At 40.1% G+C, this 24129-nt stretch carries 19 protein-coding genes; 3 read left to right on the forward strand and 16 right to left on the reverse strand.

The annotated features are described in order from the left end of the window. Window positions 1–47 precede the first annotated feature (47 nt). The 10 genes from eno to ACSVDJ_RS16085 form a co-directional block, all read right to left on the reverse strand. Window positions 48–1343, reverse strand: a complete 1296-nt coding sequence (gene eno / locus ACSVDJ_RS16040; protein ID WP_094833551.1) for a phosphopyruvate hydratase — start codon at window positions 1341–1343, stop codon at window positions 48–50. 24 nt (window positions 1344–1367) lie between these two features. Next, on the reverse strand, window positions 1368–2900 hold the full coding sequence (gpmI, locus tag ACSVDJ_RS16045; RefSeq protein WP_439167194.1) for a 2,3-bisphosphoglycerate-independent phosphoglycerate mutase: 1533 nt from the start codon (window positions 2898–2900) through the stop codon (window positions 1368–1370). Next, window positions 2893–3654: a triose-phosphate isomerase gene (gene tpiA, locus ACSVDJ_RS16050; RefSeq protein WP_439167195.1), complete on the reverse strand. Its 762-nt coding sequence runs from the start codon at window positions 3652–3654 to the stop codon at window positions 2893–2895. Before tpiA ends, gpmI begins: the two co-directional genes overlap by 8 nt. Window positions 3655–3683: 29 nt before the next feature. Beyond that, the gene (locus tag ACSVDJ_RS16055; RefSeq protein WP_439167196.1) at window positions 3684–4868 is read right to left on the reverse strand and encodes a phosphoglycerate kinase; all 1185 of its coding nucleotides are present in this window, start codon (window positions 4866–4868) and stop codon (window positions 3684–3686) included. Between the two features lie 311 nt (window positions 4869–5179). Further along, window positions 5180–6187, reverse strand: coding sequence for a type I glyceraldehyde-3-phosphate dehydrogenase (gene gap / locus ACSVDJ_RS16060; RefSeq protein ID WP_439167197.1), 1008 nt, complete (start codon window positions 6185–6187; stop codon window positions 5180–5182). Window positions 6188–6265: 78 nt separating this feature from the next. Beyond that, window positions 6266–7291 (reverse strand): sugar-binding transcriptional regulator, encoded by a 1026-nt coding sequence (locus tag ACSVDJ_RS16065; RefSeq protein ID WP_439167896.1) that lies wholly within the window; start codon window positions 7289–7291, stop codon window positions 6266–6268. Between the two features lie 150 nt (window positions 7292–7441). Then, a complete protein-coding gene (locus tag ACSVDJ_RS16070) occupies window positions 7442–7675 on the reverse strand; it encodes a glutaredoxin family protein (protein ID WP_439167199.1) in 234 nt (77 codons plus the stop codon). Window positions 7676–7691: 16 nt separating this feature from the next. Then, on the reverse strand, window positions 7692–9032 hold the full coding sequence (gene rpoN, locus ACSVDJ_RS16075; protein WP_439167201.1) for an RNA polymerase factor sigma-54: 1341 nt from the start codon (window positions 9030–9032) through the stop codon (window positions 7692–7694). 255 nt (window positions 9033–9287) lie between these two features. Then, window positions 9288–10682 carry a sensor histidine kinase gene (locus ACSVDJ_RS16080; RefSeq protein ID WP_439167203.1) on the reverse strand — a complete coding sequence of 465 codons (1395 nt, stop codon included), beginning with the start codon at window positions 10680–10682 and terminating at the stop codon, window positions 9288–9290. Further along, on the reverse strand, window positions 10682–11386 hold the full coding sequence (locus tag ACSVDJ_RS16085) for a response regulator transcription factor (RefSeq protein WP_439167205.1): 705 nt from the start codon (window positions 11384–11386) through the stop codon (window positions 10682–10684). The genes ACSVDJ_RS16080 and ACSVDJ_RS16085 overlap by 1 nt, the downstream gene beginning before the upstream one ends. A 157-nt stretch (window positions 11387–11543) precedes the next feature. Here ACSVDJ_RS16085 and ACSVDJ_RS16090 point away from each other — a divergent pair, with 157 nt between their 5' ends. The 3 genes from ACSVDJ_RS16090 to ACSVDJ_RS16100 are packed head-to-tail and all read left to right on the forward strand — an operon-like array spanning window position 11544 to window position 14594. After that, the gene (locus tag ACSVDJ_RS16090; protein WP_439167206.1) at window positions 11544–12311 is read left to right on the forward strand and encodes an ABC transporter ATP-binding protein; all 768 of its coding nucleotides are present in this window, start codon (window positions 11544–11546) and stop codon (window positions 12309–12311) included. Beyond that, window positions 12298–14229 carry an ABC transporter permease gene (locus ACSVDJ_RS16095; protein WP_439167207.1) on the forward strand — a complete coding sequence of 644 codons (1932 nt, stop codon included), beginning with the start codon at window positions 12298–12300 and terminating at the stop codon, window positions 14227–14229. Before ACSVDJ_RS16090 ends, ACSVDJ_RS16095 begins: the two co-directional genes overlap by 14 nt. 5 nt (window positions 14230–14234) lie before the next feature. After that, on the forward strand, window positions 14235–14594 hold the full coding sequence (locus ACSVDJ_RS16100; protein WP_439167209.1) for a YxeA family protein: 360 nt from the start codon (window positions 14235–14237) through the stop codon (window positions 14592–14594). 122 nt (window positions 14595–14716) lie between these two features. Here ACSVDJ_RS16100 and ACSVDJ_RS16105 read toward each other — a convergent pair whose 3' ends face one another. The 6 genes from ACSVDJ_RS16105 to hsdR all read right to left on the reverse strand — a co-directional run bounded on the left by ACSVDJ_RS16105 (window position 14717) and on the right by hsdR (window position 24073). Next, a complete protein-coding gene (locus ACSVDJ_RS16105) occupies window positions 14717–14845 on the reverse strand; it encodes a hypothetical protein (protein WP_439167211.1) in 129 nt (42 codons plus the stop codon). 450 nt (window positions 14846–15295) lie between these two features. Then, window positions 15296–16222, reverse strand: coding sequence for a hypothetical protein (locus ACSVDJ_RS16110; RefSeq protein ID WP_439167213.1), 927 nt, complete (start codon window positions 16220–16222; stop codon window positions 15296–15298). Between the two features lie 558 nt (window positions 16223–16780). Further along, complete coding sequence (locus ACSVDJ_RS16115; protein ID WP_439167214.1) at window positions 16781–18241, reverse strand: restriction endonuclease subunit S; 1461 nt, start codon at window positions 18239–18241, stop codon at window positions 16781–16783. Then, the gene (locus tag ACSVDJ_RS16120; protein ID WP_439167215.1) at window positions 18238–19668 is read right to left on the reverse strand and encodes a class I SAM-dependent DNA methyltransferase; all 1431 of its coding nucleotides are present in this window, start codon (window positions 19666–19668) and stop codon (window positions 18238–18240) included. The genes ACSVDJ_RS16115 and ACSVDJ_RS16120 overlap by 4 nt, the downstream gene beginning before the upstream one ends. Before the next feature lie 109 nt (window positions 19669–19777). Then, window positions 19778–20845 (reverse strand): hypothetical protein, encoded by a 1068-nt coding sequence (locus ACSVDJ_RS16125; protein ID WP_439167217.1) that lies wholly within the window; start codon window positions 20843–20845, stop codon window positions 19778–19780. A gap of 21 nt (window positions 20846–20866) precedes the next feature. Further along, a complete protein-coding gene (hsdR, locus tag ACSVDJ_RS16130; protein WP_439167897.1) occupies window positions 20867–24073 on the reverse strand; it encodes a type I restriction-modification system endonuclease in 3207 nt (1068 codons plus the stop codon). Between the last annotated feature and the right edge of the window lie 56 nt (window positions 24074–24129).

Below are 24129 nucleotides of genomic sequence, written 5' to 3' on the forward strand. Positions count from 1 at the left end.
AAATGCGTAAAAAAAACCGACACATATTGTGTCGGGCTTTCCTTCACTTATTTCTTCAAATTATAAAACGTTTTATCGCCTAAGTACTCAGCCAATTCACCAAGGTTGTCTTCGATGCGAAGCAATTGGTTGTATTTTGCTACACGGTCTGTACGAGACGGTGCACCCGTTTTGATTTGGCCAGCGTTTGTTGCGACAGCGATGTCTGCGATGGTTGCGTCTTCTGTTTCACCAGAGCGATGAGAGATAACGGCTGTGTAACCAGCACGTTTGGCCATTTCGATCGCGTCAAATGTTTCTGTTAGTGTACCGATTTGGTTCACTTTAATTAAGATCGCATTGCCTACGCCTTGCTCAATTCCTTGTGCAAGTTTTTCTGTGTTTGTTACGAATAGGTCGTCCCCAACAAGCTGAACTTTGCCGCCGATGCGCTCTGTTAGCATTTTGTGGCCTTCCCAGTCGTTTTCGTCTAAGCCGTCTTCAATCGAAACGATTGGGTATTTAGAAACAAGCTCTTCATACCAATCCACCATTTCAGCAGATGTTTTGACAACACCTTCTCCGCTTAAATGGTATTTGCCATCTTCTTTGTTATAGAACTCAGAAGAAGCAGCATCCATTGCTAGTTTCACTTGTTCGCCGGGCTTGTAGCCAGCTTTTTCGATCGCTTCGATAATTGTTTGTAATGCTTCTTCGTTTGATTTTAAGTTTGGAGCGAAGCCACCTTCATCTCCAACCGCTGTGTTCAAACCTTTTTCTTTTAATACCGCTTTTAAGCTGTGGAAAATTTCTGTGCCCATGCGAAGAGCTTCTTTGAAAGTTTCCGCACCGACTGGCATAATCATAAATTCTTGGATATCAACGTTGTTATCCGCATGCTCTCCACCGTTAACGATGTTCATCATCGGTACAGGAAGTTGCTTAGAGTTTACGCCGCCAAGATATTCATATAAATGAACACCTAAGTGGTCAGCCGCTGCATGTGCAACTGCCATTGATACACCAAGGATTGCGTTCGCTCCTAATTTTCCTTTGTTGTCTGTTCCATCTAATTCGATCATCGCACGATCAATCGCTACTTGCTCAAGTACTTCAAAGCTTCCAACTAATTCTGGAGCGATGACATCGTTTACGTTTTCAACTGCTTTTAATACCCCTTTACCGAGGTAACGGTCTTTATCGCCATCGCGAAGTTCTACTGCTTCATATTCACCAGTAGAAGCGCCAGACGGCACAAGCGCGCGTCCAAATGCGCCAGATTGCGTATATACTTCTACTTCAACCGTAGGATTTCCGCGTGAATCTAATACTTCACGTGCGTAAATATCAGTAATAATCGGCATACTAAACTCTCCTTTTAATGTAATTTATTTTTTAATTAATGATGTACCAGTCATTTCTGACGGTTGTTCAATCGTTAACAAATCAAGCATCGTTGGTGAAAGGTCGCCTAAAATGCCGCCTTCACGCAATGCAATTCCCTGTCTTGTTACAATCACTGGAACGGGATTTGTCGTATGAGCTGTCATCGGATTTCCTTCAAGCGTTACGACTTCATCGGCATTCCCGTGGTCAGCGGTAATAATCGCTGTTCCACCTTTAGCTACAATTAAATCAACGACTTTGCCTAAACATTCATCGACGGCTTCTACTGCCTTGATTGTCGGCTGTAGCATACCGGAATGTCCGACCATATCAGGGTTGGCAAAGTTTAAAATAATCGCATCTTGTCTGTCGTTTTGAATCTCATCAAGCAACGCGTCCGTTACTTCATAAGCACTCATTTCCGGTTTCAAATCGTAAGTAGCTACTTTTGGTGAATTAATTAAAATCCGTTTTTCTCCCGGGAATTCCTTCTCACGGCCTCCGCTCATGAAAAAGGTGACATGCGGATATTTTTCCGTTTCCGCGATGCGTAATTGATTCAGTCCGTGATTCGATAACACTTCACCGACTGTATTCGTTAAATCAATATTTTCAAATGCAATGACACCATCAACTGTTTCGCTATATGGAGTCATGCAGACAAATGTTAGATTTTGCGGCACGACTCCACGATCGAAGCCTGCAAATTCTTTATTCGTAAACACATTCGATAATTGAATCGCACGGTCTGGACGGAAGTTAAAGAAAATAACAGCATCATTATCTTCCACTTTCGCCACTGGCTTGCCTGATTCATCCGTTAACACAGCAGGAACGACGAATTCATCGGTAATGCCGTTTGCGTAAGAATCTTCGACAAGCTCGATTGGATCTTTAAACAGAGGTGCTTCTTGGCGTACGATCGCTTGATAGACCATTTCTACACGCTCCCAGCGTTTATCGCGATCCATTGCATAGTAACGACCAGAAATCGTTGCGAACTGACCTACGCCATACTCTTCGATTTTTTTCAACGTGTCCTCAATATATCCAACCGCTGTTTTCGGACCAACATCCCGTCCATCTAAGAAGCCGTGGATATACACCTTGTCTAAACCTTTTTGAGCAGCGAGCTTCAGTAGAGCAAACAAGTGATCATTATGACTATGCACACCGCCATCCGATAAAAGTCCGAATAAATGAAGCGCAGAATCATGCTTTTTCGCATGCTCAATCGCTTGCAAAAATTTCTCGTTTTGAAAAAACTCACCTTCGCGAATAGCCACATTAATTCGTGTTAAGCTTTGATAGACGATGCGACCAGCGCCAATGTTCAAATGGCCTACTTCTGAGTTACCCATTTGTCCATTTGGTAGTCCGACTGCTTCGCCACTTGCTGTTAACGTCGTATGGGGATACTGCTCCCAATAACGATCGAAGTTTGGCTTCTTTGCTTGAGCAACCGCATTTCCTGCCGTTTCGCCTCGGCAACCAAAACCATCTAAAATAATGAGGGCTACTGGTGCTTTACTCATTGCCAACCGCCTCCAACAATTGCAAGAACGACGCTGGCTCTAAGCTAGCTCCACCAACAAGCGCGCCATCAATATCCGGCTGAGACATGTATTCGCCAATATTGCTAGGCTTTACACTGCCGCCGTATTGAATGCGAACGTTGTCAGCAACGCTTGCAGAAAAGCTCTCTGCCACCGTTTGGCGAATATGAGCACACACTTCATTGGCATCTTGTGCTGTTGACGATTTACCCGTGCCAATCGCCCAGATCGGTTCATAGGCAATCACCGTTTGGCTCACTTGCTCTTCCGTTAGTCCTTCAAGTGCTTTTTTCACTTGTCCACCAACGAACGCATTCGTTTCACCATTTTCACGTTGCTCTAACGTTTCACCACAGCAAACGATCGGTGTTAATCCGTGTTGAAAAGCAGCCTGCACTTTTTGGTTGACCGTCTCATCGGTTTCGTTAAACATTTCACGACGCTCCGAGTGACCAATAATTACATAGTCCACTTCGATATCTTGAAGCGCTTTTGGGCTAATTTCGCCTGTGAATGCCCCGCTCTCTTCAAAATGCATCGTTTGTGCACCAATTTTGACGTCTGTGCCTTTTACAGCCTGTACAAGTGGCTGTAAAAACAACGCAGGCGAGCAAATAACGCTATCTACTACATTAGCATCAGGAACTAAGCCTTTCACTTCTTCCGCAAAGCTTGTTGCTTCCGCTAATGTTTTATGCATTTTCCAGTTTCCTGCGATAATCGGTTTACGCAAGTGTCTTCATCCTTTCCAATGCTTTTCTCTTATTTGTCGTTTAAAGCGACTACACCAGGTAGCTGCTTGCCTTCCATAAATTCTAGGGAAGCACCGCCACCCGTTGAAATATGACTCATACGATCCGCTAGCTGGAACTTCTCAACAGCAGCTGCTGAATCGCCACCACCGATCACAGAATATGTACCTTCAGCTTCCGCCAACGCTTCTGCTACAGCTTTCGTTCCACCAGCAAACTTGTCCATTTCAAATACCCCCATCGGTCCATTCCAAATGACAAGCTTTGACTTTTGAATCGCTTCTTTATAAAGTTCACTCGTTTTCGGTCCAATATCAAGACCCATAGCATCGGCTGGAATGTCCTCAATCGCTACTTCCTTCGCCTCCGCATCTTCAGCAAATCGATCTGCGACAACCGCATCAATTGGCATTAAAAATGATACGCCTTTTTCTTCGGCTTTTTTGATAAATTGCTTCGCTAGATCAATTTTGTCTTCTTCTAATAAAGACTTGCCGATTTCATGGCCTTGTGCCTTCACAAATGTGTAAGCAAGTCCACCACCGATGATTAAGTTATCCACTTTATCAAGCAAGTGGTCGATAACATCGATTTTGTCCTTTACTTTCGCTCCGCCGATAATCGCTGTAAACGGTCGCTCTGGATTCGAAAGCGCTTTTCCAAGTATGTCAAGCTCCTTCTCCATTAACAAACCAGCAACGGCCGGCACATGATGAGCAATCCCCTCTGTCGATGCATGGGCGCGGTGAGCGGCTCCGAAGGCATCGTTGACATACACATCTGCAAGGCTAGCAAATGCTTGCGCCAATTCAGGGTCATTTTTCTCCTCACCAGGGTAAAAGCGAACATTCTCAAGTAGTAAAAGGTCGCCATCGTTCATTTTTTCGATTTCAGCTTGAACAGTTTCGCCGTAAGCTTCATCGACTTTTTTGACTTCTTTGCCAGCAAGCTCAGACAAGCGACCAGCAACAGGTGTTAAACGAAGCTCTTCTTTCACTTCGCCTTTAGGGCGGCCAAGGTGGCTCGCTAGGATCACTTTCGCTCCTTGCTCAGACAAATATTGAATGGTCGGTAACGCGGCACGGATTCGTGTGTCATCCGTTACTTTTCCGTCCTTCATTGGTACGTTAAAGTCGACGCGACAAAACACGCGTTTTCCTTTCACATCCACATCCTTGATCGTCTTCTTGTTCATTCAAAAAGGCCTCCCTTGTTTAGTTGAAAAATTGATCGATCACAAATGGCATTCCCACTTTTTAGAACTAAGGATGGCATGGCGAAAAGAACCGGTTCTCATGGCTTTGGCGCCCCGTTTTTTCTCGCCAGCCGACTCCCTACTTTTCAAAGTCAAGACGACTCATTCGTCACGATCAATGACAAAGGGGAGGGGGATTGTTCCCCGCTCCCCTTACATCCCAATTACATTATAGATGGTGGGTTACTATTTTCCAACTAAGATGTTGAAAAATATAACACATTTTTTATTAGTGTAACACTTTCAGAAAATTATAGTCCTTTTTCCGCGATGTATTCAACTAAGTCAATCACTCGATGAGAATAACCTGCTTCATTATCATACCAAGCAAGTACTTTCATCATGTTGCCTTCGATCACCATCGTCGATAAAGCATCAATCGTTGAAGAGACAGAGCTTCCGTTATAGTCGCGAGAAACGAGCGGCTCTTCTGTATAAGCAAGAATACCTTTTAATTCACCTTCTGCTGCTGCTTTCAATGAGGCGTTCACTTGTTCCACTGTTGCATCTTTTTCTAGCTCTACAACTAAATCAACGACGGAAACGTTCGGTGTCGGCACGCGCATCGCCATTCCGTTCAACTTACCTTTTAACTCAGGAAGGACTAAAGCAACTGCTTTCGCCGCTCCTGTTGTCGTTGGAATAATGGATTCCGCTGCCGCACGCGCACGACGATAGTCTTTATGTGGAAGGTCTAAAATTTGCTGGTCGTTTGTGTAAGCATGAATCGTCGTCATCATTCCGCGTTTAATACCGAATTCGTCATTTAATACTTTCGCAAACGGCGCTAAGCAGTTCGTCGTACAAGAGGCGTTAGAGATGACATGATGATTTTGTGCATCGTATTGCTCATGGTTCACACCCATCACGATCGTCACATCTTCTTGCTTAGCTGGTGCTGAAATAACGACTTTCTTCGCACCTGCTTCTAAATGCTTCGCCGCATCTTCACGCTTCGTGAAACGTCCTGTTGATTCGATAACAACATCTACGCCTAGCTCTCCCCAAGGAAGGTTAGCCGGTTCGCGTTCTGCTAGTACTTTCACTTTATGTCCATCAACAACGATGTACTCGCCATCAACTGTTACTTCTGCCTCCAACGTTCCGTGAACAGAATCATATTTTAAAAGATGAGCTAACATATTAGCATCTGTTAAATCATTCACCGCTACGATTTCTAAATTTGGATGTTTCAAAGCTGCTCGCAATACAAGACGTCCAATTCGTCCAAATCCATTAATACCAATCTTCACTGCCATATTCAAATTCCTCCTTCAATTTTTCAGAATTTATATGATCAATAATTAATGAAATGCCATTAATTATTAACTACTAATTTATTCATGAAGCAAACATGTAGCCGCCGCTTCATCCGTAATTAAAACCGTCGCTTTCGGTGCACCTTGCAAATACGAGTGAATCGCTTTTCCTTTAGATGCTCCACCTGCGACAGCAACCACCTCGTGAGCTTGTTTAAGGTCGTTCAATTGCAGGCCGATCGTAGCAATTTTATGTACGACAGTGCCCACTTCATCAAAGTAATAACCAAAAGCTTCCGCTACCGCCTGACCTTGCCTAATCTTCTGCCTATCTTCTTCAGCTGTATTTCGTCTTTTCGCCATCACGAGCGCCTCACCAATTCCATGAATGACAATGTTGGCGGATTTGATCATCGTAAGTACCTCTTTAATAGCCGGTTCTTTCATAAGAGACTGTTGCGCTTTCGGGCTCATTTGGTCAGGTGCATACAAAACTCTATGAACGCGACCTGTGTTCATCGCCATCTGGGCTACAATCGAATTGGCTTGAATATGAACATCTTCTCCAATGCCGCCTCGTGCTGGGACAAAAATGATGTCCTTCCCTTCGCTGAATTGTTCATTCATCGCTTGAGCTGCTTCTACCATCGTTGTACCGCCTGTAACTGCGATGATATTCTGTGCGATTAACCGCTTTTTTATACAGTTGACCGCAGCCGTGCCAAGTTCTTTCTTAACCCATGGCAATTGATCACTATCTCCTTGCACGATGATCACTTCATCGAGTCCATAGCGCATTTTCAATTGTTCTTCCATCGCGTGTAAGCCTTTAATTTCACCCATTAATTCTTGCAAACCATCAAGTACAGATTCACCATCCATCGTTAAAACCATACCCTTTGACTGAAAATCAATTAAAGCCTGATCTTTTAAAAACTCGACTTCACTTCTTAACACTCTTTCAGTCAAGCCTAGCGATTGAGCTAATAGCCTTCTTCCAACCGGTTGAGCAAGGCGAATCGATTGCAATATTTCATAACGCTTCTGCAAAACATGTAGCAAGTCAGGTAATAATCTTTTTTGAATATCAATAAATGTTCGCATAAAAACTCCTTTAATTCTGTTGTGGGTCGTTTTTCGTCCCATTAAAAATAAATACGTCCCACTAAACTCAAAAAAAATCCCTGCCTTCACGTTTATAGTAACAGGGGGAAATTCAAAAATCAACCAATATCATGTTAAGCTTTTATGTTGCTATTGTAATTTTTCGATTAATGTCGAATAATCAATCATCCCATATTGAATGATTTCATTATTATATTCAATCACAGGGATCATCAAGCCATACTGCTCTGTCCATTCGTCTCGATCGTTAATATTGCGTTCATGGACGACGATGGGCACCTCTTCCTGCACAAGCTGCAACACCGTTTGCGCTTCTGCACAAAGAGGGCACTGTGGTCGCGTATAAAAAATAATTTCTTTCATTGCTGTTCCTCAATTCTCAGTCGTATCTTTTTCGTTTCGAGGAGGAAGGGAGCGAGAGCTGATCACGGTATTTCGCTACCGTTCTTCTCGACACCTGCCACCCTTCTTCCTTCAATCGATTGCTAATTTCCTGATCGGAAAGCGGCTTTCTCTTATCTTCCGCCGTAACAAGCTCCATCATTTTTGCCTTAATTTGTTGAGCGGAGGCTGTCTCTTCTGTTCCCCCATTCGTTAAGCCTGCCGGGAAGAAGAACTTCAATTCATATGTTCCGTACGGCGTTTGCATATATTTCCCTCGCACCGCTCGGCTAACAGTGGATTCGTGAATCTCTAATTCGTCGGCAATCTCCTTCATCGTTAGCGGCTGCAAGCTCGTCGGCCCTTGGAAGAAAAAGTCTTTTTGCTTCTCAACAATTTTCAACCCTACTCGCTGAATCGTTCGCTTCCGTTGCTCTAAGCTTTTCAGTAACCATAAGTAGTCTTTTTGTTTCTCCTTCATAAACTGCTTCAACTGCGGGTCTTTATGAATCGCTAATTCATTAAAGTAATCTTTTTGAAAAATAATTTTCGGCAGATCCTCTTCAAGCAGATACACTTCAATCGCATCTTTTTTCAACTGAACCGTTAAATCCGGGCGCACGTAATTTGCTTGCTCTTTTTGAAAATGCGCACCTGGTTTCGGATTTAACCGTTGTTGAATAAAGTCCGCCACCGCTTGAATCTCTTTCACATCGACATCGAGCTTCTTCGCCAGCGGACGCCAGTTTTTTTCGGCAAATTCCATGAAATGATCTTCAATGATCGTAAATACGAGCGGAGAAGCATCGAGCATTCTTTCTAGCTGTAACAACAAGCAATCTTGCAAGTTAAATGCTCCTACCCCCGCAGGCTCTAACTCACGAATCATCTCTAGCACTTCTTCTGCTTCAGCTGGCTGGCAACGACACATGAGCGCCGCCTCTTTCATCGTAATCGACATATAGCCGTTTTCATCCATATTATATAACAAAAAATCAAGGATTCGCTTTTGTGTAGGTCCCATCGGAATGAGCGACAATTGCATTCGTAAATAGTCGAGCAATGTCTGTGACGTATCCGCCAAATGCTCCACCCAATTCTTATCATCTTTCTCACTTGATACCCCTTGCTTCGCCCCTGTTTTTTCCTTCTTATGAAGCGCTTTCATTCCTGATTCCTCTAATTGTATAAAAGGGTTCTCCATCGTCTTCGCTTCTAAAAACTCTGTCAACTCTTGGGCAGAGTACTGTAGCAAAGCGATCGCCTGCGTGAGCTCTTGCGTCATCGCAAGCTTCATTGTCTGCTGTTGCCAAAGTCCTGGCTTCAAATGCATATTCATCTTCCCGCTCCCCCCTTATTCTCTATTATACAACAGGAAATAAAAATGAGAATGAAAATTTAGAATTTTTATCAAGAATTGCTTGTATTTTGGTGGTGAACGATTTCAATTCGAACATGACTGACGGATCTACTACCAATGATTTTGTCTACTCGCCCAAAAAAAATCCTGTCGCCTCATGAATAAGGACAACAGGATTGGCTTATATACGTCGTATTTGAAATTGTCGAATGGACTGTGTCATTTTGATATTTTTTATAACTCAATCCGAATCGTTGTTCCTTCACCTAAAATGCTGTTAATCGCAATCGTACCGTGATGGGCTTCGATAATATCTTTCGCAATCGCCATCCCAAGCCCAGAGCCTTTATGAGATTCCCCTGTATTCGTACCGCGATAGTAACGGCTAAAAATATGGTCAAGCTCTTTCTTATCCATCCCTTTGCCATCATCCTCAATACAAATGGCTGTTCCGTCCACCGCCACAGTGATCTTCGTATCTGGATCATTATGTACGACCGCATTGTAAATTAAATTGCTCAATGCCCGCCGCAGTAACAACTCATCCACCTCTAAAAAAACCGCTTCTTCTTTACAGTTAAAAGTAATCGAGCATTGTTGATGTTTCGGGTCATTTAATAAATCGATGACGATATTTCTCACTAACGAGACGAGATTGACGCTTTTCTTATTTAACGACATTTGTTTATTTTTCAAGCGTGTTGTTAAATTCAAATCGTCGATCACTTCTTTTATATATATTGATTTTTGCTCAATGATTTCAGCGTATTCACGCATCTCCTCAATGGAAAAATCATAGTCTTTATCCTTCATTATTTCCGCAAACCCTTGAATCGAAGCAAGCGGCGTTTTCATGTCATGCGAAATGTTCGCAAGCCATTCTTCTTTTAAGCGATCCAGCTTCTTCCGCTCCGCTTCCGCTCTTTTTAACTGTGTTGATAAATCTTGTACATTATGAGTGACTTCCCGATAAACTCCCTTCGATTGACTCACGACGTTATAGTCTTTGTTTGCCAGCTTTTTAATATCATCAATAATTTTATGAACCGGTTTCGTTAATCGCTGGCTAAATGCATAGCCAATCAACACAGCAATCAAACTGTCGATGATCAGAAACAGCAAAAAGATATTGTTCAAGCTCTTCCCTAACTGTGCCGTATTGTATGAAAGGACATATCTATTAATATTACGGTCAACCACGCCAATAAAGTAACTGTACGCTTGTCCATTGTGATTCACACTATCCATAAAGACGGTGGTATCGGCATCGACTTCTTTATATTTATACATTTGAACAATTTCCACTGGTGAATACGATGTGGGCAACGTCTTTGGTGCTCGGTATGTATATTGCTCTTCTCCTTGTTCATTCAATACTTGAATCCAAGCATTTTTCTGTTTCAAAGCTGCTTTTCCTGCTGAACTGATCGTTGGTCTTCCTTCATCTATCTGAACATATTGTTTAAACTCTCGCCCAAATGATTCCACTGGTTGACTAGATAAAGGCGCAACCGTGTGCGATTGCCACAACAGTAAGCCAACGAGCATCATCCCATTAATACAAACGACAAATAACACAATGAGGAGGATCGAAACTAAATACCTTCCTGTTAAACGCCAGCGCATCATCAATCCTCCTTCATAACGAATTTATACCCTAAGCCTTTCACTGTGAGGATGTACTCTGGCTTGGACGGATTTTCCTCAACTTTTTCGCGGAGACGACGAATATGCACCATAATCGTATTATCAAAGCCGATAAAATCCTCGCCCCACACATGATGACAAAGGCTTTCCTTACTAATAATATGATTAGCATGCTTCATCAAATGGCTCATTAAGCCCAGCTCTTTCGGCTTTAACTCAATCGATTCACCATTCTTCGTCAGCACCGCTGTTTGTTCATTTAACGTAAACGGCCCCGCTTGTAAAATCTCTTCTTTCGGTTCCTCTCTCATAAAACTCGCTCGGCGCAGCTGTGCTTTTACCCGATAAGCGACTTCTTTCGGGCTGAACGGCTTCGTAATATAATCATCTCCCCCAATCGCAAACCCGACGATTTTATCCACCTCTTCATCCTTCGCGGATAAAAATAAAATCGGCACGTTGGAGATCTCGCGGATTTGCTTGCACACATCATACCCTTCTCCATCAGGCAGCATAATATCTAATAAAACAAGATCCGGACGATGCGCCTGAAATTGCGCCACTCCATCCTTCACGGTCGTACTCGTATAAATACGTTCAATTCCTTCTTTCGTCAACACCGTTTTCAATAACCGTAAAATATCCTCTTCATCGTCAATAATCAGGACTGCTTGCTGTTTCGTCATCTGTCGATCCCCTCCTGTTTTTCTTTAGTATAGCGGAAAAAGCTCCGTTTAGTAGCGGTTCGCTTCCTCTCATATTTTAAGGTTGTTGTAAGGTTCAGATTAAGATGATGTAAGATTCGGTGCGTATGCTAGGTGTCAGAAGGAAGGAGCGAGCAACATGAAACCTATATTACAAGCGAGAAATGTGGAAAAGGTGTTTGGCTCAAAGGAAAATGAGTACCACGCCTTAAAGGACATTCAATTAGATATACACGAAGGAGAATTTGTTGGCATTATGGGGCCATCTGGGGCTGGAAAGTCGACACTTTTAAATATTTTATCAACAATCGATACGCCATCTGCTGGTGAGATCATCATCGACGGGCAAAATATTGTGCAAATGAAAGAGGAGCAATTATCGGATTTCCGCCGTCATAAGCTCGGCTTTATTTTCCAAGATTATAATTTACTAGATACATTGACGGTAAAAGAAAACATCGTGCTGCCGCTGGCGTTATCGAAAGTGCCAGTAAAAGAAATCGAAACGCGCGTCAATGAAATGGCCGACACGTTTGGTATTCGCGAGATTCTAAATAAATATCCGTATCATATTTCTGGTGGACAGAAGCAACGAACAGCCGCTTCCCGGGCAATCATTACGAACCCGAAGTTGATTTTAGCTGATGAGCCAACGGGAGCGCTCGATTCTAAATCAGCAACTGACTTATTAAATAGTTTAACTACCTTAAATGAAAAACAACGATCCACGATTATGATGGTGACACATGATGCGTACGCCGCTAGTTTCTGCAAAAGATTATTGATTATTAAAGACGGAGAGTTATTTAAGGAAGTGTATAAAGGAAAGCAGTCACGTCAAGCTTTCTTCCAGCAAATTTTAGATGTGCTTGCGTCGCTTGGAGGTGGCGCTCATGACGCTCTTTAATATCGCAAGGAAAAATATTCGCCAAAACTTTACGAACTATTTTTTATACTTTGCTTCGATGATTTTTGGCATCGTCATTTATTTCACATTCGTTTCCTTAAAATATGACGAAACGATTGCCGCAACAACGGAAGCTTCACCGAAAATCAACTCAATCTTTAGCGCCGCTTCGTTCGTCTTACTCATTTTCGTTTCGATCTTTATTTGGTCATCGAACGCCTTCTTCATGCGGAAACGAAAAAAAGAAGTCGGCTTATATTCACTACTTGGCGTTCGCCGAAAAGAAATTGGGCGCATGCTCTTTTACGAAAACTTCTTGATGGGGATGCTTGCACTCGTGATCGGGATCACGCTTGGAGCACTATTATCTAAAGGGTTCGTCGCGATATTAATGAACATGATGGGCTACGAGGCCATCACCAACTTTACGATTTCATCAGCGGCCATCATCAATACAACGATCGTCTTTTTGATCATCACACTCGTCACATCGTTTCAAGGCTATCGCTTAATTTATCGCTTTCAATTAATTGAGCTATTCAAAGCGGATCAAGAAGGAGAACCTGAGCCAAAAGCTTCTCTATGGTTAGCAGGATTGTCACTCATCCTAACTGGTAGCGGTTATTGGCTCGCTCTTCAATCGTTCAACTCGACCGCTTGGCAAACACTCGGCCTGTTGTTCACGCCGCTCATCATTTTAACAACGGTCATTACCGGCACATACTTTTTATTTAGCACTTTCATTGTCTATGCGTTAAAAGCATCGAGAAAAAAGAAGTCGCACTTTTGGAACCGGTTAACGATCATTACGACGTCCCAATTGTTATATCGAATCAAAGGCAATGCCCGCACATTAACGATCATCGCTGTCTTAAGTGCGACGACATTAACAGCCGTCGGAGCTGCTTTTAGCTTTTACTACAATACGAAAACAACAGCGACAACGATGACACCAAATAGCTATTCCTTCGTCTCGACAGATGAGCAACTAGCGAAACAAGCAGAGGAACGGATCAAACATGCAGAAGATCATCAACTGCGCTATCACCAAACGATCCAGACTTTACAAGTAGAGGCCGATACAACGAATATACAAAGCCCTTTCATGGGAAAAGAGTTGGTCTACGCCTTAATTTCGATGAGTGATTTTAATACATTAGCCGACAAACAAGGACGGAAAGAATCGTTATCACTACACGGAAACGAAGTCGCTGCCTTAGATCGCATGTATTATGAAGAATTCTCACCGAAATATGTTGGCAACTCGATTACGTTTCAATTGAACGATCGCGAAGAAGAAGTGGCCTTCACCGATTTTAAAACCTATGACGTCCTCAATATCGGTGTCGACGGAGCAACGCTTGTCGTCAGTGACGAACTATTCAACAAGCTAGCAAACGAGCTTGAAGCGAGAACGATTGATATGTACGGCATCACAAACGCTCACCAAGCGAAAGAGTTAACAAAGCAACTGAAAACAAGCATGCCAGAAGAGGCAGCCTTCTCTAGCTATTACGAAGTGTATGCGGCTGGCTTAGAATCAAATGGATTACTCATTTTCGTCGGTGGCTTTTTAGGACTTGTCTTCTTAGCCGCAACCGGCAGCATCATCTACTTCAAACAACTAACAGAAGCACACGCCGACCAAGACCGTTATCGCATTCTATCCAACATCGGCGTCAATAAAAAAGACGTACGCAAAACGATTGCGAAACAAGTATTTTTCATCTTTGCCTTGCCATTACTTGCAGGGATCACTCATAGTGCCATAGCTTTAACCGCTCTATCTAACTTACTAGCAACCAACTTAATCATCCCAACGCTGATCTGCATGGGCGTATACACATTGATCTATATTATGTACTACTTCATAACCGTTCAAGCGTACTGTAAAATTGTCACAAACAAAGGAGAATAATCATTATGAAGAAATTAGGAATATCTATCGGAATACTTGCTGCTTTATTTATCGGGTTCATTCTATTCATCCAAAACGTGAACATAAACCGACTCGGAGCCGACAGCTACTTCGTCAAAATTACAACAGACGGAAAAGAAATCGGAGACGTGACTGACACAGGAGAAAAATGGACGCGCTACGAATATCAACTAGAAAGCGTGAACGAAAAAGGCGAGACGAAAACACTCGAATTCACAAGTCAAAATCAACTTCGCCACGACGCTTACCTTGAAGTGTTTGTGAAGGGTGAAAATGAAGTTACTTCTTATCAAGAAGTGCAACAAGCGGAGCTTCCTGATAAAGCGAAAAAGGAATTAAAATAAGACAAATGGGGTGATGTTCATTGAGCATCACCCCATTCATTTATAGCATTTCACAGGTTTTCGCCTAGCTATAACAACAAACACGATGCGGTTTTTTCACCCAACCACCTCTAAATAAAACTTCACAATCCATACATACCTTTAATAAAACCTTCAATAAATCCCTTAACAAAATCAGGGATTGCAAAAGCAGCCAAATAAATCAATACACCTGTTCCAATGCAATATTTAATTACCGTATGCTTTTTCAAACCGATCACCTTATTTACAAATATTTTACACAAAGATAGTATAACATAATAGATTCATAGATGATGTTGTTCATTTTAATACAAAAAACCTCTACGAATCACAACAAAAAATGTCGCAAAACATAGAGGCTTACTAGATTTTTCAACGCCTTCGGAGGGAATCGAACCCACATTTTAAGAACCGGAATCTTACGTGCTATCCGTTGCACCACATTCCGCTCAGAATATTATTGGACGTTGTTATATCTAGATCATCAGCATTCTATTCTACAGTGATGTATTATGTAAAAAATTTCAAGAATAATTACTTCAGTTGTTAAGAACACAGCTGCAGCGCTTCCTGAGTTTTGGAGATCTAAACAAATTACTTTTGAAGCTAAGTTTAACTTACCTGACCTTTGACTTTTATAATCCAGAAAACATCTTAGACCTAAAATATCAATTCAGCATTCAATTACTTATAGTTTTGAATGCCTTCAAATGGGTTTGACGTAAACCGTTAAATTGTTTCAAATTCTCTTCAACATCTTCAGTAGAGTGTGCTGGTCGAAGTAAATCTTTTCGTTTTGAGACATATCCATTACTTATGTAAAAATTGCTCGTCATAAAGATACATTCTTTTCTTAAAACATACTCTATTACCTTAAGCAATTTATCAATATTCCTAGTCAGCATTTTAAAGCAATCCGTGTAGAATACTGGTTGAAATTCAAGCGATATACGCATCAAAATCTCTAACAGTCCTTTGTCTAACTTTTCATCGATTCCGCTTTGTATTTCTGTAACTCTCATTTTTTCTTGTTGGTTAATTGGAATCTGTGTCTGTTGTAATTCTGCTATTTCTAATGGTGTATATTTAAGACTATCAAAAACTTGTGCTTTATTAGACCATTTACCTAATTCTGATAAGGCTTTCCATGCTACTGGATATCTCTCTTTTAGATCACCGAACATATCTTTACTCTCATCAATTATTAAATTATTACATTCTTTTTCAAAATCTATGTACTTGAAATGGGTTATTGCTACCTGTGTAAAAGCCTTAACATCAATTTCTGGTATAGGCGATTTTTTCAATCCTAATGTCAATGTAGCCTTTCGATTACTAACAAGATTTTCAAATAAGCTATTTCTAATAGCAACCACAACAAAACACCTTAATTCTAAATTCTCATTTGGTTCATAAAAGGTTGCTTCTTCTAGTCCAATCGTCAATAAGACTCTCCTAAATTCAATATCATTCCAACGAACCAAAAGAGAATAAATACGAGTTTCTATATCTTTATTAACAATCTCAATAACCTCATTTGGTAAATTATACTTTTTGAAAAATGAAGGTAGTACATCTTGAACATAGTCATTAATAAGATTGTACATTTTTTCCTTTTCACTCCTATTTAGTAAATACTTTAATTTGAAATAGCTTTTATATATAAATGGATCTAGTTTGAGTATACTTCCTTATTATCCCTTTCCACACTCAAAATGTTACTACAAATCCTTAATAAAATCGATATTTCATTAATTGAATAAGTAGGGCCATCTATATAAAGTACTGGTTTTGGAGAATGTTAGTTCTATGCTTATGGAAAATATGATACGTTATGAAAATGAATTTAGTACCATATGAGACTATCCGAAACCTTATTCGACCGTTGAGTAATATGCGCTGCAAAAAATGTACCTTTTGAAACGATTAAATTATCGAAAACAACATGATAAAAGTAGCGGTATCTCTCCTTTGATACCATTATCGAACTTTAATAGGTTTTCACTACAATTCTTATCACTTTACCTTGCTAAATCACATTGATGATTTGATTCGTGTCGGAAACTTACCAAATGTCAATTTGTGAACGAGCGTGATTTCGGTATTATGACTCTTGCATACAATATAGTAAAAGACATCCAACTGACTTGGATGCCTTCTTACAACTACTTCACTTGTTCTTGTAACACTTGTTTTAATAATTCAAGCGCAGTTTCTTCACTTGGGTCATTTGTTCCAAGTTCACCTCGGAACGCTTTTGAAAGGATAGACTGCTTTAAAGTTTCTAATTTCTCTTCAAGTTTCTTTATTAACCTGAAAGATTTAGCTTCTTTATCAAAAAAAACATCTAACATCTCTACAATAATTCCTTGTTCATCTTTTGGTGGAATCTTTACCTCAACTTGAAAAAAATTATTTCGATTTAAAGTAGGTACTGCTGTGCTTGAACTATACGATTGAAAATCAAAATTCAACAGATAGTAATAAACATATTTGGGGTTGTTTCCATTAAAATAATCTACATATAATGAGGTATTCAGAGGCCAATAGTCCTCTTCAATATAAAAGACACTACCAATTGTACCACTTCGTCCTGTTGTTACTCCAGGTCCTTTTACTTTAGATTCATTATGATGGTCAATAATTCCCCCCGCTGAAACTATAGGATAACTTCCTCCTACTCTATTTTGCACTGGTAAATCATAACCTCTTTGTAAGACACATAGATGAATAAAAGTTGTTTTTACCCATTTAGAAAGTCCTTCTATCTTATTATCTTTCAAAGAAAAGTGTTTAAAAATTTCAGGTCTTTTAGGTTTAGGCTTATTCTCTTTCTTTGCACTCAAGCATTGTTCTTCATATATTTTGGTTAGTTCAATATAGGCATTTTGAATATGTTCGTATGCAGACATTGAATCCAACTCATTCTCACGCCATTTCTTTGTTAACTCTCCATTCAAAGCTTTTCTTAGTATTGATTTACGACGAAGTTCAAACGTTTCCTTCGCTTCATCAATCAACCGCTTTGCTTCTTCAACTTTACTTAAAAGCTGCTCCACTTTCTCAGCAATCCGTTTTTGTTCATTTAAAGGGGGTAAAGGTATTTTTAATTCGTCTATACGAAAAAGTGCTAGCTTAGGTTGTGATGTAGATACTGTAGAGTTTTTAATTTGATTTTGTAATGCATCAGTATTTAGTACTAAATGAATAAATTTATTATTTGCACCTTTAATATCTGTAATTTTTGCAGCATTTTCAGTTAAATTAGCACCACTTAAATAATCAGGAACAATGCCTGTTTTTCCAATTGTACCAGCAATAGAGATATAAACGTCATCTTTAGAAATAACATACCTTGATATCTTGCTGGCTGTATCTGCAGAGATATATTTCAAATCACTATTATCAATAGTTCCGTTTTCAAAATCAGCTACTCGAAGATACGGATGATCCGTAGATTCTTGCAACAAAGCATGCCCTTTCGGAAGTCTTTTTCCACCTTTTACGTTCCCAACCCCTTTGATTTTCACCCACATCCAATTCTCAGGCACTTCATAAGGCTGCTCTTCCTCTAATACTAATGCTTCTTCTAACAATTCCTCAATGGTCTTCTTTTTCTTACTCACTGTTTAACCACCCCATCCCCTTCAACAGCACGTAACTCCTCAACTACTTCATGTAACAACTCCATCGCCTGTTGAAGTTTCACAATCGCTTCTTCCGCCGATTCAATCGGGTCTGGTAAGTTTTCATATGATGATAAAGACTCGTCTGCAATCAATCCAATATCTAAACTATCATCCTTCTTCGCAATTTCTTCCCTCGTAAACTTATTCCAACGCTCATCTTCTACCTTTGTACGGTCTTCTGAGGAATATGCTTTCATAAAGTTTTCAAAATGTGTCATTGTTAGCTGATTACGTTTTCCAAATGAAGTCATATTTGTACGAAGGTCGTATACCCATACATTTTTCGTTTGGTCTTTGTCCGTTTTTCCTCTTGTGAAGAATAAGACATTTGTTTTTACACCTTGTGCATAGAATATACCTGTTGGTAAACGTAAAATCGTGTGTAGATTACATTTATCCATTAAGTCCCGACGAATTTGCGAACCAATCCCACTTTCAAACAACACATTGTCAGGTAAGACCACCGCTGCTCTTGCATTTCCATCATCTTTTAATGCATTATAAATTAACTGCAAGAAATTCAACTGTTTATTCGATGTTTCAAATGTTAAATCATCACGAGAGACACGTTCTCCGCCTTTTTTTGTACCGAATGGTGGATTTGTTAAAATAACATCAAAGTTCTTCATCCATTTTCCGTTTCCTGATAAAGAATCTCCTTGTTCCAAACGCCCTTCCATGTTGTGAAGCAAAGCATTCATTAGCGCAAGACGATGTGTGTCTTTGACAAGTTCCATTCCTGTAAAGGCTTCTTTCTTTTGGAATTCAGCTTCTTGCGGATCGAGGTCAAAATAATCATCTGTTTTGTTCTTTAAATATTGATCTGCCGCAATCATGAAGCCTAATGTTCCAGCGGCAGGGTCATTGCATCGTTCTCCCACTTTCGGGTCGATAAGCTGTACCATGACATCAATCAATACACGAGGGGTAAAATATTGTCCCGCTCCCGATTTCTTTTCACTAGCATTCTTCTCTAATAAGCCTTCATAAAGATTGCCAAGTCCTTCTTCCTTTGCATTGTACCAATCAAGTGCATCAATCGATTTAATGATTTTCTCTAAGTTTTTCGGTTCGGTAATACTTGTAGCAGCGTCACTATAAATAAGGCGTAACTGCTCATTTTCACTGCTTCCTAAATCAAGTAACAACCGCTGATAAAATGTCTTTAATTCTACACCTTCTTTATCTAACAAATCATCCCAACGATAGCCTTCTGGGATCACACTTTCCGTTTCTTGTTCTTTCATCATTTTTAAAAACAATAAGTATGTTAACTCCGTAACGTATTGTTGATACGTGATTCCATCATCACGCAGGACATTACATAAATTCCACAGTTTTTGTACAATCTCTTGATTATTCATAGCTTCCTCCTAATTTTTGCTCAACTATTTTATTATAATGGAAAATTAATGACTCTGAGCAATTACCTTTAATTTCAAGAAAAAGAGAGTCCCCTTAGGAACTCCTCTGTTATTGAGCCTTTTCTTTTATGAATTGATAGAACTTAACAAATGTCTCATTATACTGTTTTAGACATTCCTCGATAGCCTGTTTTTCTGAAAAAGTAAACTTTGCCGCTAACCGATATAAATCGGTGTTTTTTGACCCTTGAGAAAGCTCTATTTCACATCGAAGCAACGTTTGCAACTCATCCGTATATCTCTCTGCTATCGAACGGATCAAATCTGTTTCTTGCTTTTTATAAGACTCCACGAACATGGAAGCAGTACGATCCTTCTTGTAGACAAACACAAAATTCCATTTCTTCCCCAAAAAGCGGTGTCCTTTGAAATAATCTCTTTGTCCACCATATCGAGCTGTGTAATCCGTATGGTTGTTGATAAAGTTAGCTACTTCTTGCAGGAATGAAGAAATATCTTCGTCCACCTTTATTTTGCGCTCTTTTACTGACGTCTTCTTGTTAATATAATAATCCTCAAGCTTATATGGAGGAATAATTTGATCGGTATCTACAATAAGTTGATCTCCCAGTTTGTATGGTTTGATTGTTACACATTTCACATCGATGCTATTTTCATATAACCATGTACAAACGGAAAGAATTCTCTTATCAATGTCTTTGCCGACAATAATGATCCGTTGGTTATTGTTAAGAATATTATTTAACTCTTCCTCACTGTCTACTTCAAGAAACTCCACTAGCTCATCTTTAGCATTAGTTGATGGAGCATGAACGCTTGAATAATCTTCATATACTTCAAGGATATCAGTGGGACTAAGCCTCGCACAATAAGAAGCATATTTTAGAGCTTGAAAATCAACACCGCTCCCCGTAGTGTCTCTCTTCACTTCAATTATCACTAAGTTACCTTCTTTATCTATAGCTAGAAGGTCTAGTCGCTCGTTCACTTCAAACTTATCGTATTCATGAGCAATAATGAGTAAATCTTCAGCAAGGATTTCTGGACTTTTACGAATCCATTCCTCTATGTGTTGCCGTTCCTTTAAGTCATTCTCAGAGAATGTGGTTTCTCGGATTTCTTCTAGTCGATTCTTTTCTGTATCAAGTCTATACAAGATAGTTATCCTCCTAATGAATCAGCTTATATAAAGGTTTTCATTAATTGTCGACACAATCGTATCAATGAGATCACCAAATTCACGGTGTAACAGCTTATATCCACCTTGACTGCGGAATGGCTCTTCAGTAAACGCTTCATGCGATGTTGGAGCAAGTACTGGCACTTGAAGTAATTGTTTTTCTATTCTCTCTAACCACTTCTTCTGCCTTGGAGTCCAATCATGCAGTGAATACACTTTTTGCATTGCTAGCTTAATACGGGTTTCATGGTCAACAAGGGCCTCACCTAAAGCAGCTTGACGAACAAAGCTGATAATATCAGCGGCAATGTCTTCATTTTTTGTCTGCTTCCAAGCTGTTTGCAAATGAGATTGCTTAAAGCCTTTCGTTTCCAGAATGGTAATAAGTTCTCGTAAATCCTGTCTTGTTAAGTCTTTCGGTCGTGTGCAAATAAGATGAAGAGCGGGAATTTCATTAATATTCTCTTGGATAAAACGAACGAAACCTTCTAAATAGTCTTCTGGTCGCTTGTTTCCTTCACCGTATCCTCGAATCACATCTGTTACTTCATCTTCCTTATTGGAGATGTATCGTTTCTCTCCTGTTACCCGATACGTTTCCATATACTCAAATAACATGTTATGTTGCTTTGCTTCTTGTGGCGTATACGACTGAATTTCTTGCGCCCACTCATCCACATTTTTTCCATTCGACAGTTCTTCAAACTTTTGCTTTCCTTCTTCATCCAGTCTTTGTTTACGACGCTGGATTTTCGCTACCAATTGTTCACGATAAAAAGAAGCTTCGTCTTCTGTAGCAGCATTAGCAAGTGATTCGTATAATTCACCGATACTGTAATTTTGTTTCTTTACAACAGGTTTCATCTCTGTATAACTTTGCAATTTGTCGTAGATACCCACTGCATCATAGACGTTAAAATGTGTCTTTCCAATGTCTGGACAAAGACGAGTCGCACGTCCAAGCATTTGGTCATACAGAATACGAGATTGTATTCGTCGTAAAAATACCAAGTTTGTAATTGGAGGAACGTCAATGCCTGTGGTCAGTAAATCCACTGTTACAACGATATTTGGTAGCCGTTCATTTTTAAACCGTTTAATTGCATCTAATGGCTTGTAGATATAGCCCGTAATTTTCATAATGGCATCGTCTTCAATTTCATCGCCACGTTCTTTGAAAGCTTCCTTTAATAACCGAACAACTAAGTCCGCATGTTGGTCAGTAGCTGCAAAAATAAGAGTTTTCTCTTTTCCTGTCGGGTCAATGTATTCGACCAATTTGTTTAGAACCGCTCGATTAAAAGGCTCAGTAATCACCCGTTTATTAAACTGCTCAACCTCAAAATGAACGGTATCTTCCATTTTCTCAAGAATAACCTCACCTTTATCAACATCATACACTTCTACTTCTTCGTCTTTTTCAAACGTAATTCCCACTTGTGAAAGTTCTGTCTTAAATAAATAAGGTGGCTTATGGTCAACTAAATAGCCATCCAGAACCGCTTCACTATAAGAATATTTGAAAATGGGCATACCAAAAATTTCTGTTGTATGAAGAGCAGGCGTTGCAGTAAGTCCTAAACATGCCGCATCAAAATAATCAATTACACGTCGATATTGACTAATGTAATCATTTTGGTCACGGAATTCTAATTCTTCCTCTGACATTTCTCTATCACTTGTATAGCCACGATGTGCTTCATCTACAATGATAAAGTCATACTGCCCGACACTTGGAAGCTTTTCGTTATCGCTATAGAAAAGTCTCCGAACCATTCCCTGGACTGTCGCAATATGCACCTTCGTTTCAACTTCTGGAGACATATCTTCTAATGACTTGACATCATATATATCAGCGAATGAATAGCCTTCAATTTTTGTATCTTTTAAAGCGTCCTCCGTCTGTTTTCCAAGCGAGTTACGGTCAACTAAGAAAAGAATACGACGACATTTTTTTGATTTAATTAAACGATACATAAGAGCGATAGCTGTACGAGTCTTCCCTGTTCCCGTTGCCATTGCAATGAGCATTCTTCTTTGTGCTTCTTTTAATCCCTCTTCAGCGGCAAGTACAGCTTTTTGCTGATAGTGACGTAAGCTAAACTTGGTAATATCTTCTTCCTCTAGCCGTTTATGTGCATCCTTATCATCTTGACTAAGAAGAAGCTGCAAATCGTCAGGTGAGTGCCATCCCTCAAGAGGACGGGCATGTTCTAATGGTTTGCGTGAATCCCAAAACCAGATGCCTGACTCTTCTTGAAGCTGTCTCAAGTATGGTCGACCGTTCGTTGCGTATAAAAACGGCACTTGATATTCACCTGTTGTCGGTGTAATAACTTCATCCTCAACTTGTACTACATTTTTTGCATAAACCTTTGTTTGACTCTCTAATGCACTAGGAATCGTTTTCTTTTTTGCCTTTGCTTCAATAAAGCTAACAAGCTTTAGCCCGATAAACAACGCATAGTCAACCCTGCCCCCATCGACCTTCCACTCAGCTATTGCCATGTTACGATTTTTCTCTGGCAACGTTCCATTCTTTTGATGATTTAATACAGCTGTGTCTACTTCCCATCCAGCAGCACGTAGTTTCCCATCAATAATCGTACGTGTTTCAGCTTCTGTTAATTGCTGTCGACTCATAAAGTTTTTGGATATCTTTTTACGCTCGGTTTTTATATCCGCTTGTTCTACTTCTGCTTTCTGACGAATTGCTTCTAATTCTTTTTCAAGCTTTTTGACTTTTTCTTCATATTCTTGCTGAAGCATTTCTGTACTCTGTTCTACTTGTTCTTGAGGTTCTATATACTTTGGTGCTTGAAAGTCCCAATCACCATATACCTCCATAAACCAAACAGACAAGCGGAAAGTCAATTGCAATAAAGCTTTTGCTTCTTCTGTTTTTCCATACCCTGCTTCGTGCATTGCTAGATTTCCCTTACGACGAAGAGCTTCAAATATATCTATTAATTCTGGCTCAAGTAAGCCTTCTCGACGTAATGTATTAATACGGTCTACCTGTGTTGTACCGTATGCCTCTTTAATGTTCTCAGAAGCAAGAATAAATTTTGTTAATGTCTCTGCGAACAATCGTAGTTTCATCACTGTTGTATGAGGGTCTTGATATACATTGTTCTCCGCTGTTTCTCCTAAGTTAGCAAGTACATCCCATTTCCCTTGAAAAAATGAAAAGTTGCTGCCCATTGTTATCACCGTTTTTCATAAAGTTGTATGCGTCTATTATACTATAAGTACAAATA

The sequence above is a fragment of the Bacillus sp. Hm123 genome (genome assembly GCF_051842975.2).
Classification (GTDB): Bacteria; Bacillota; Bacilli; order Bacillales; family Domibacillaceae; genus Bacillus_CE.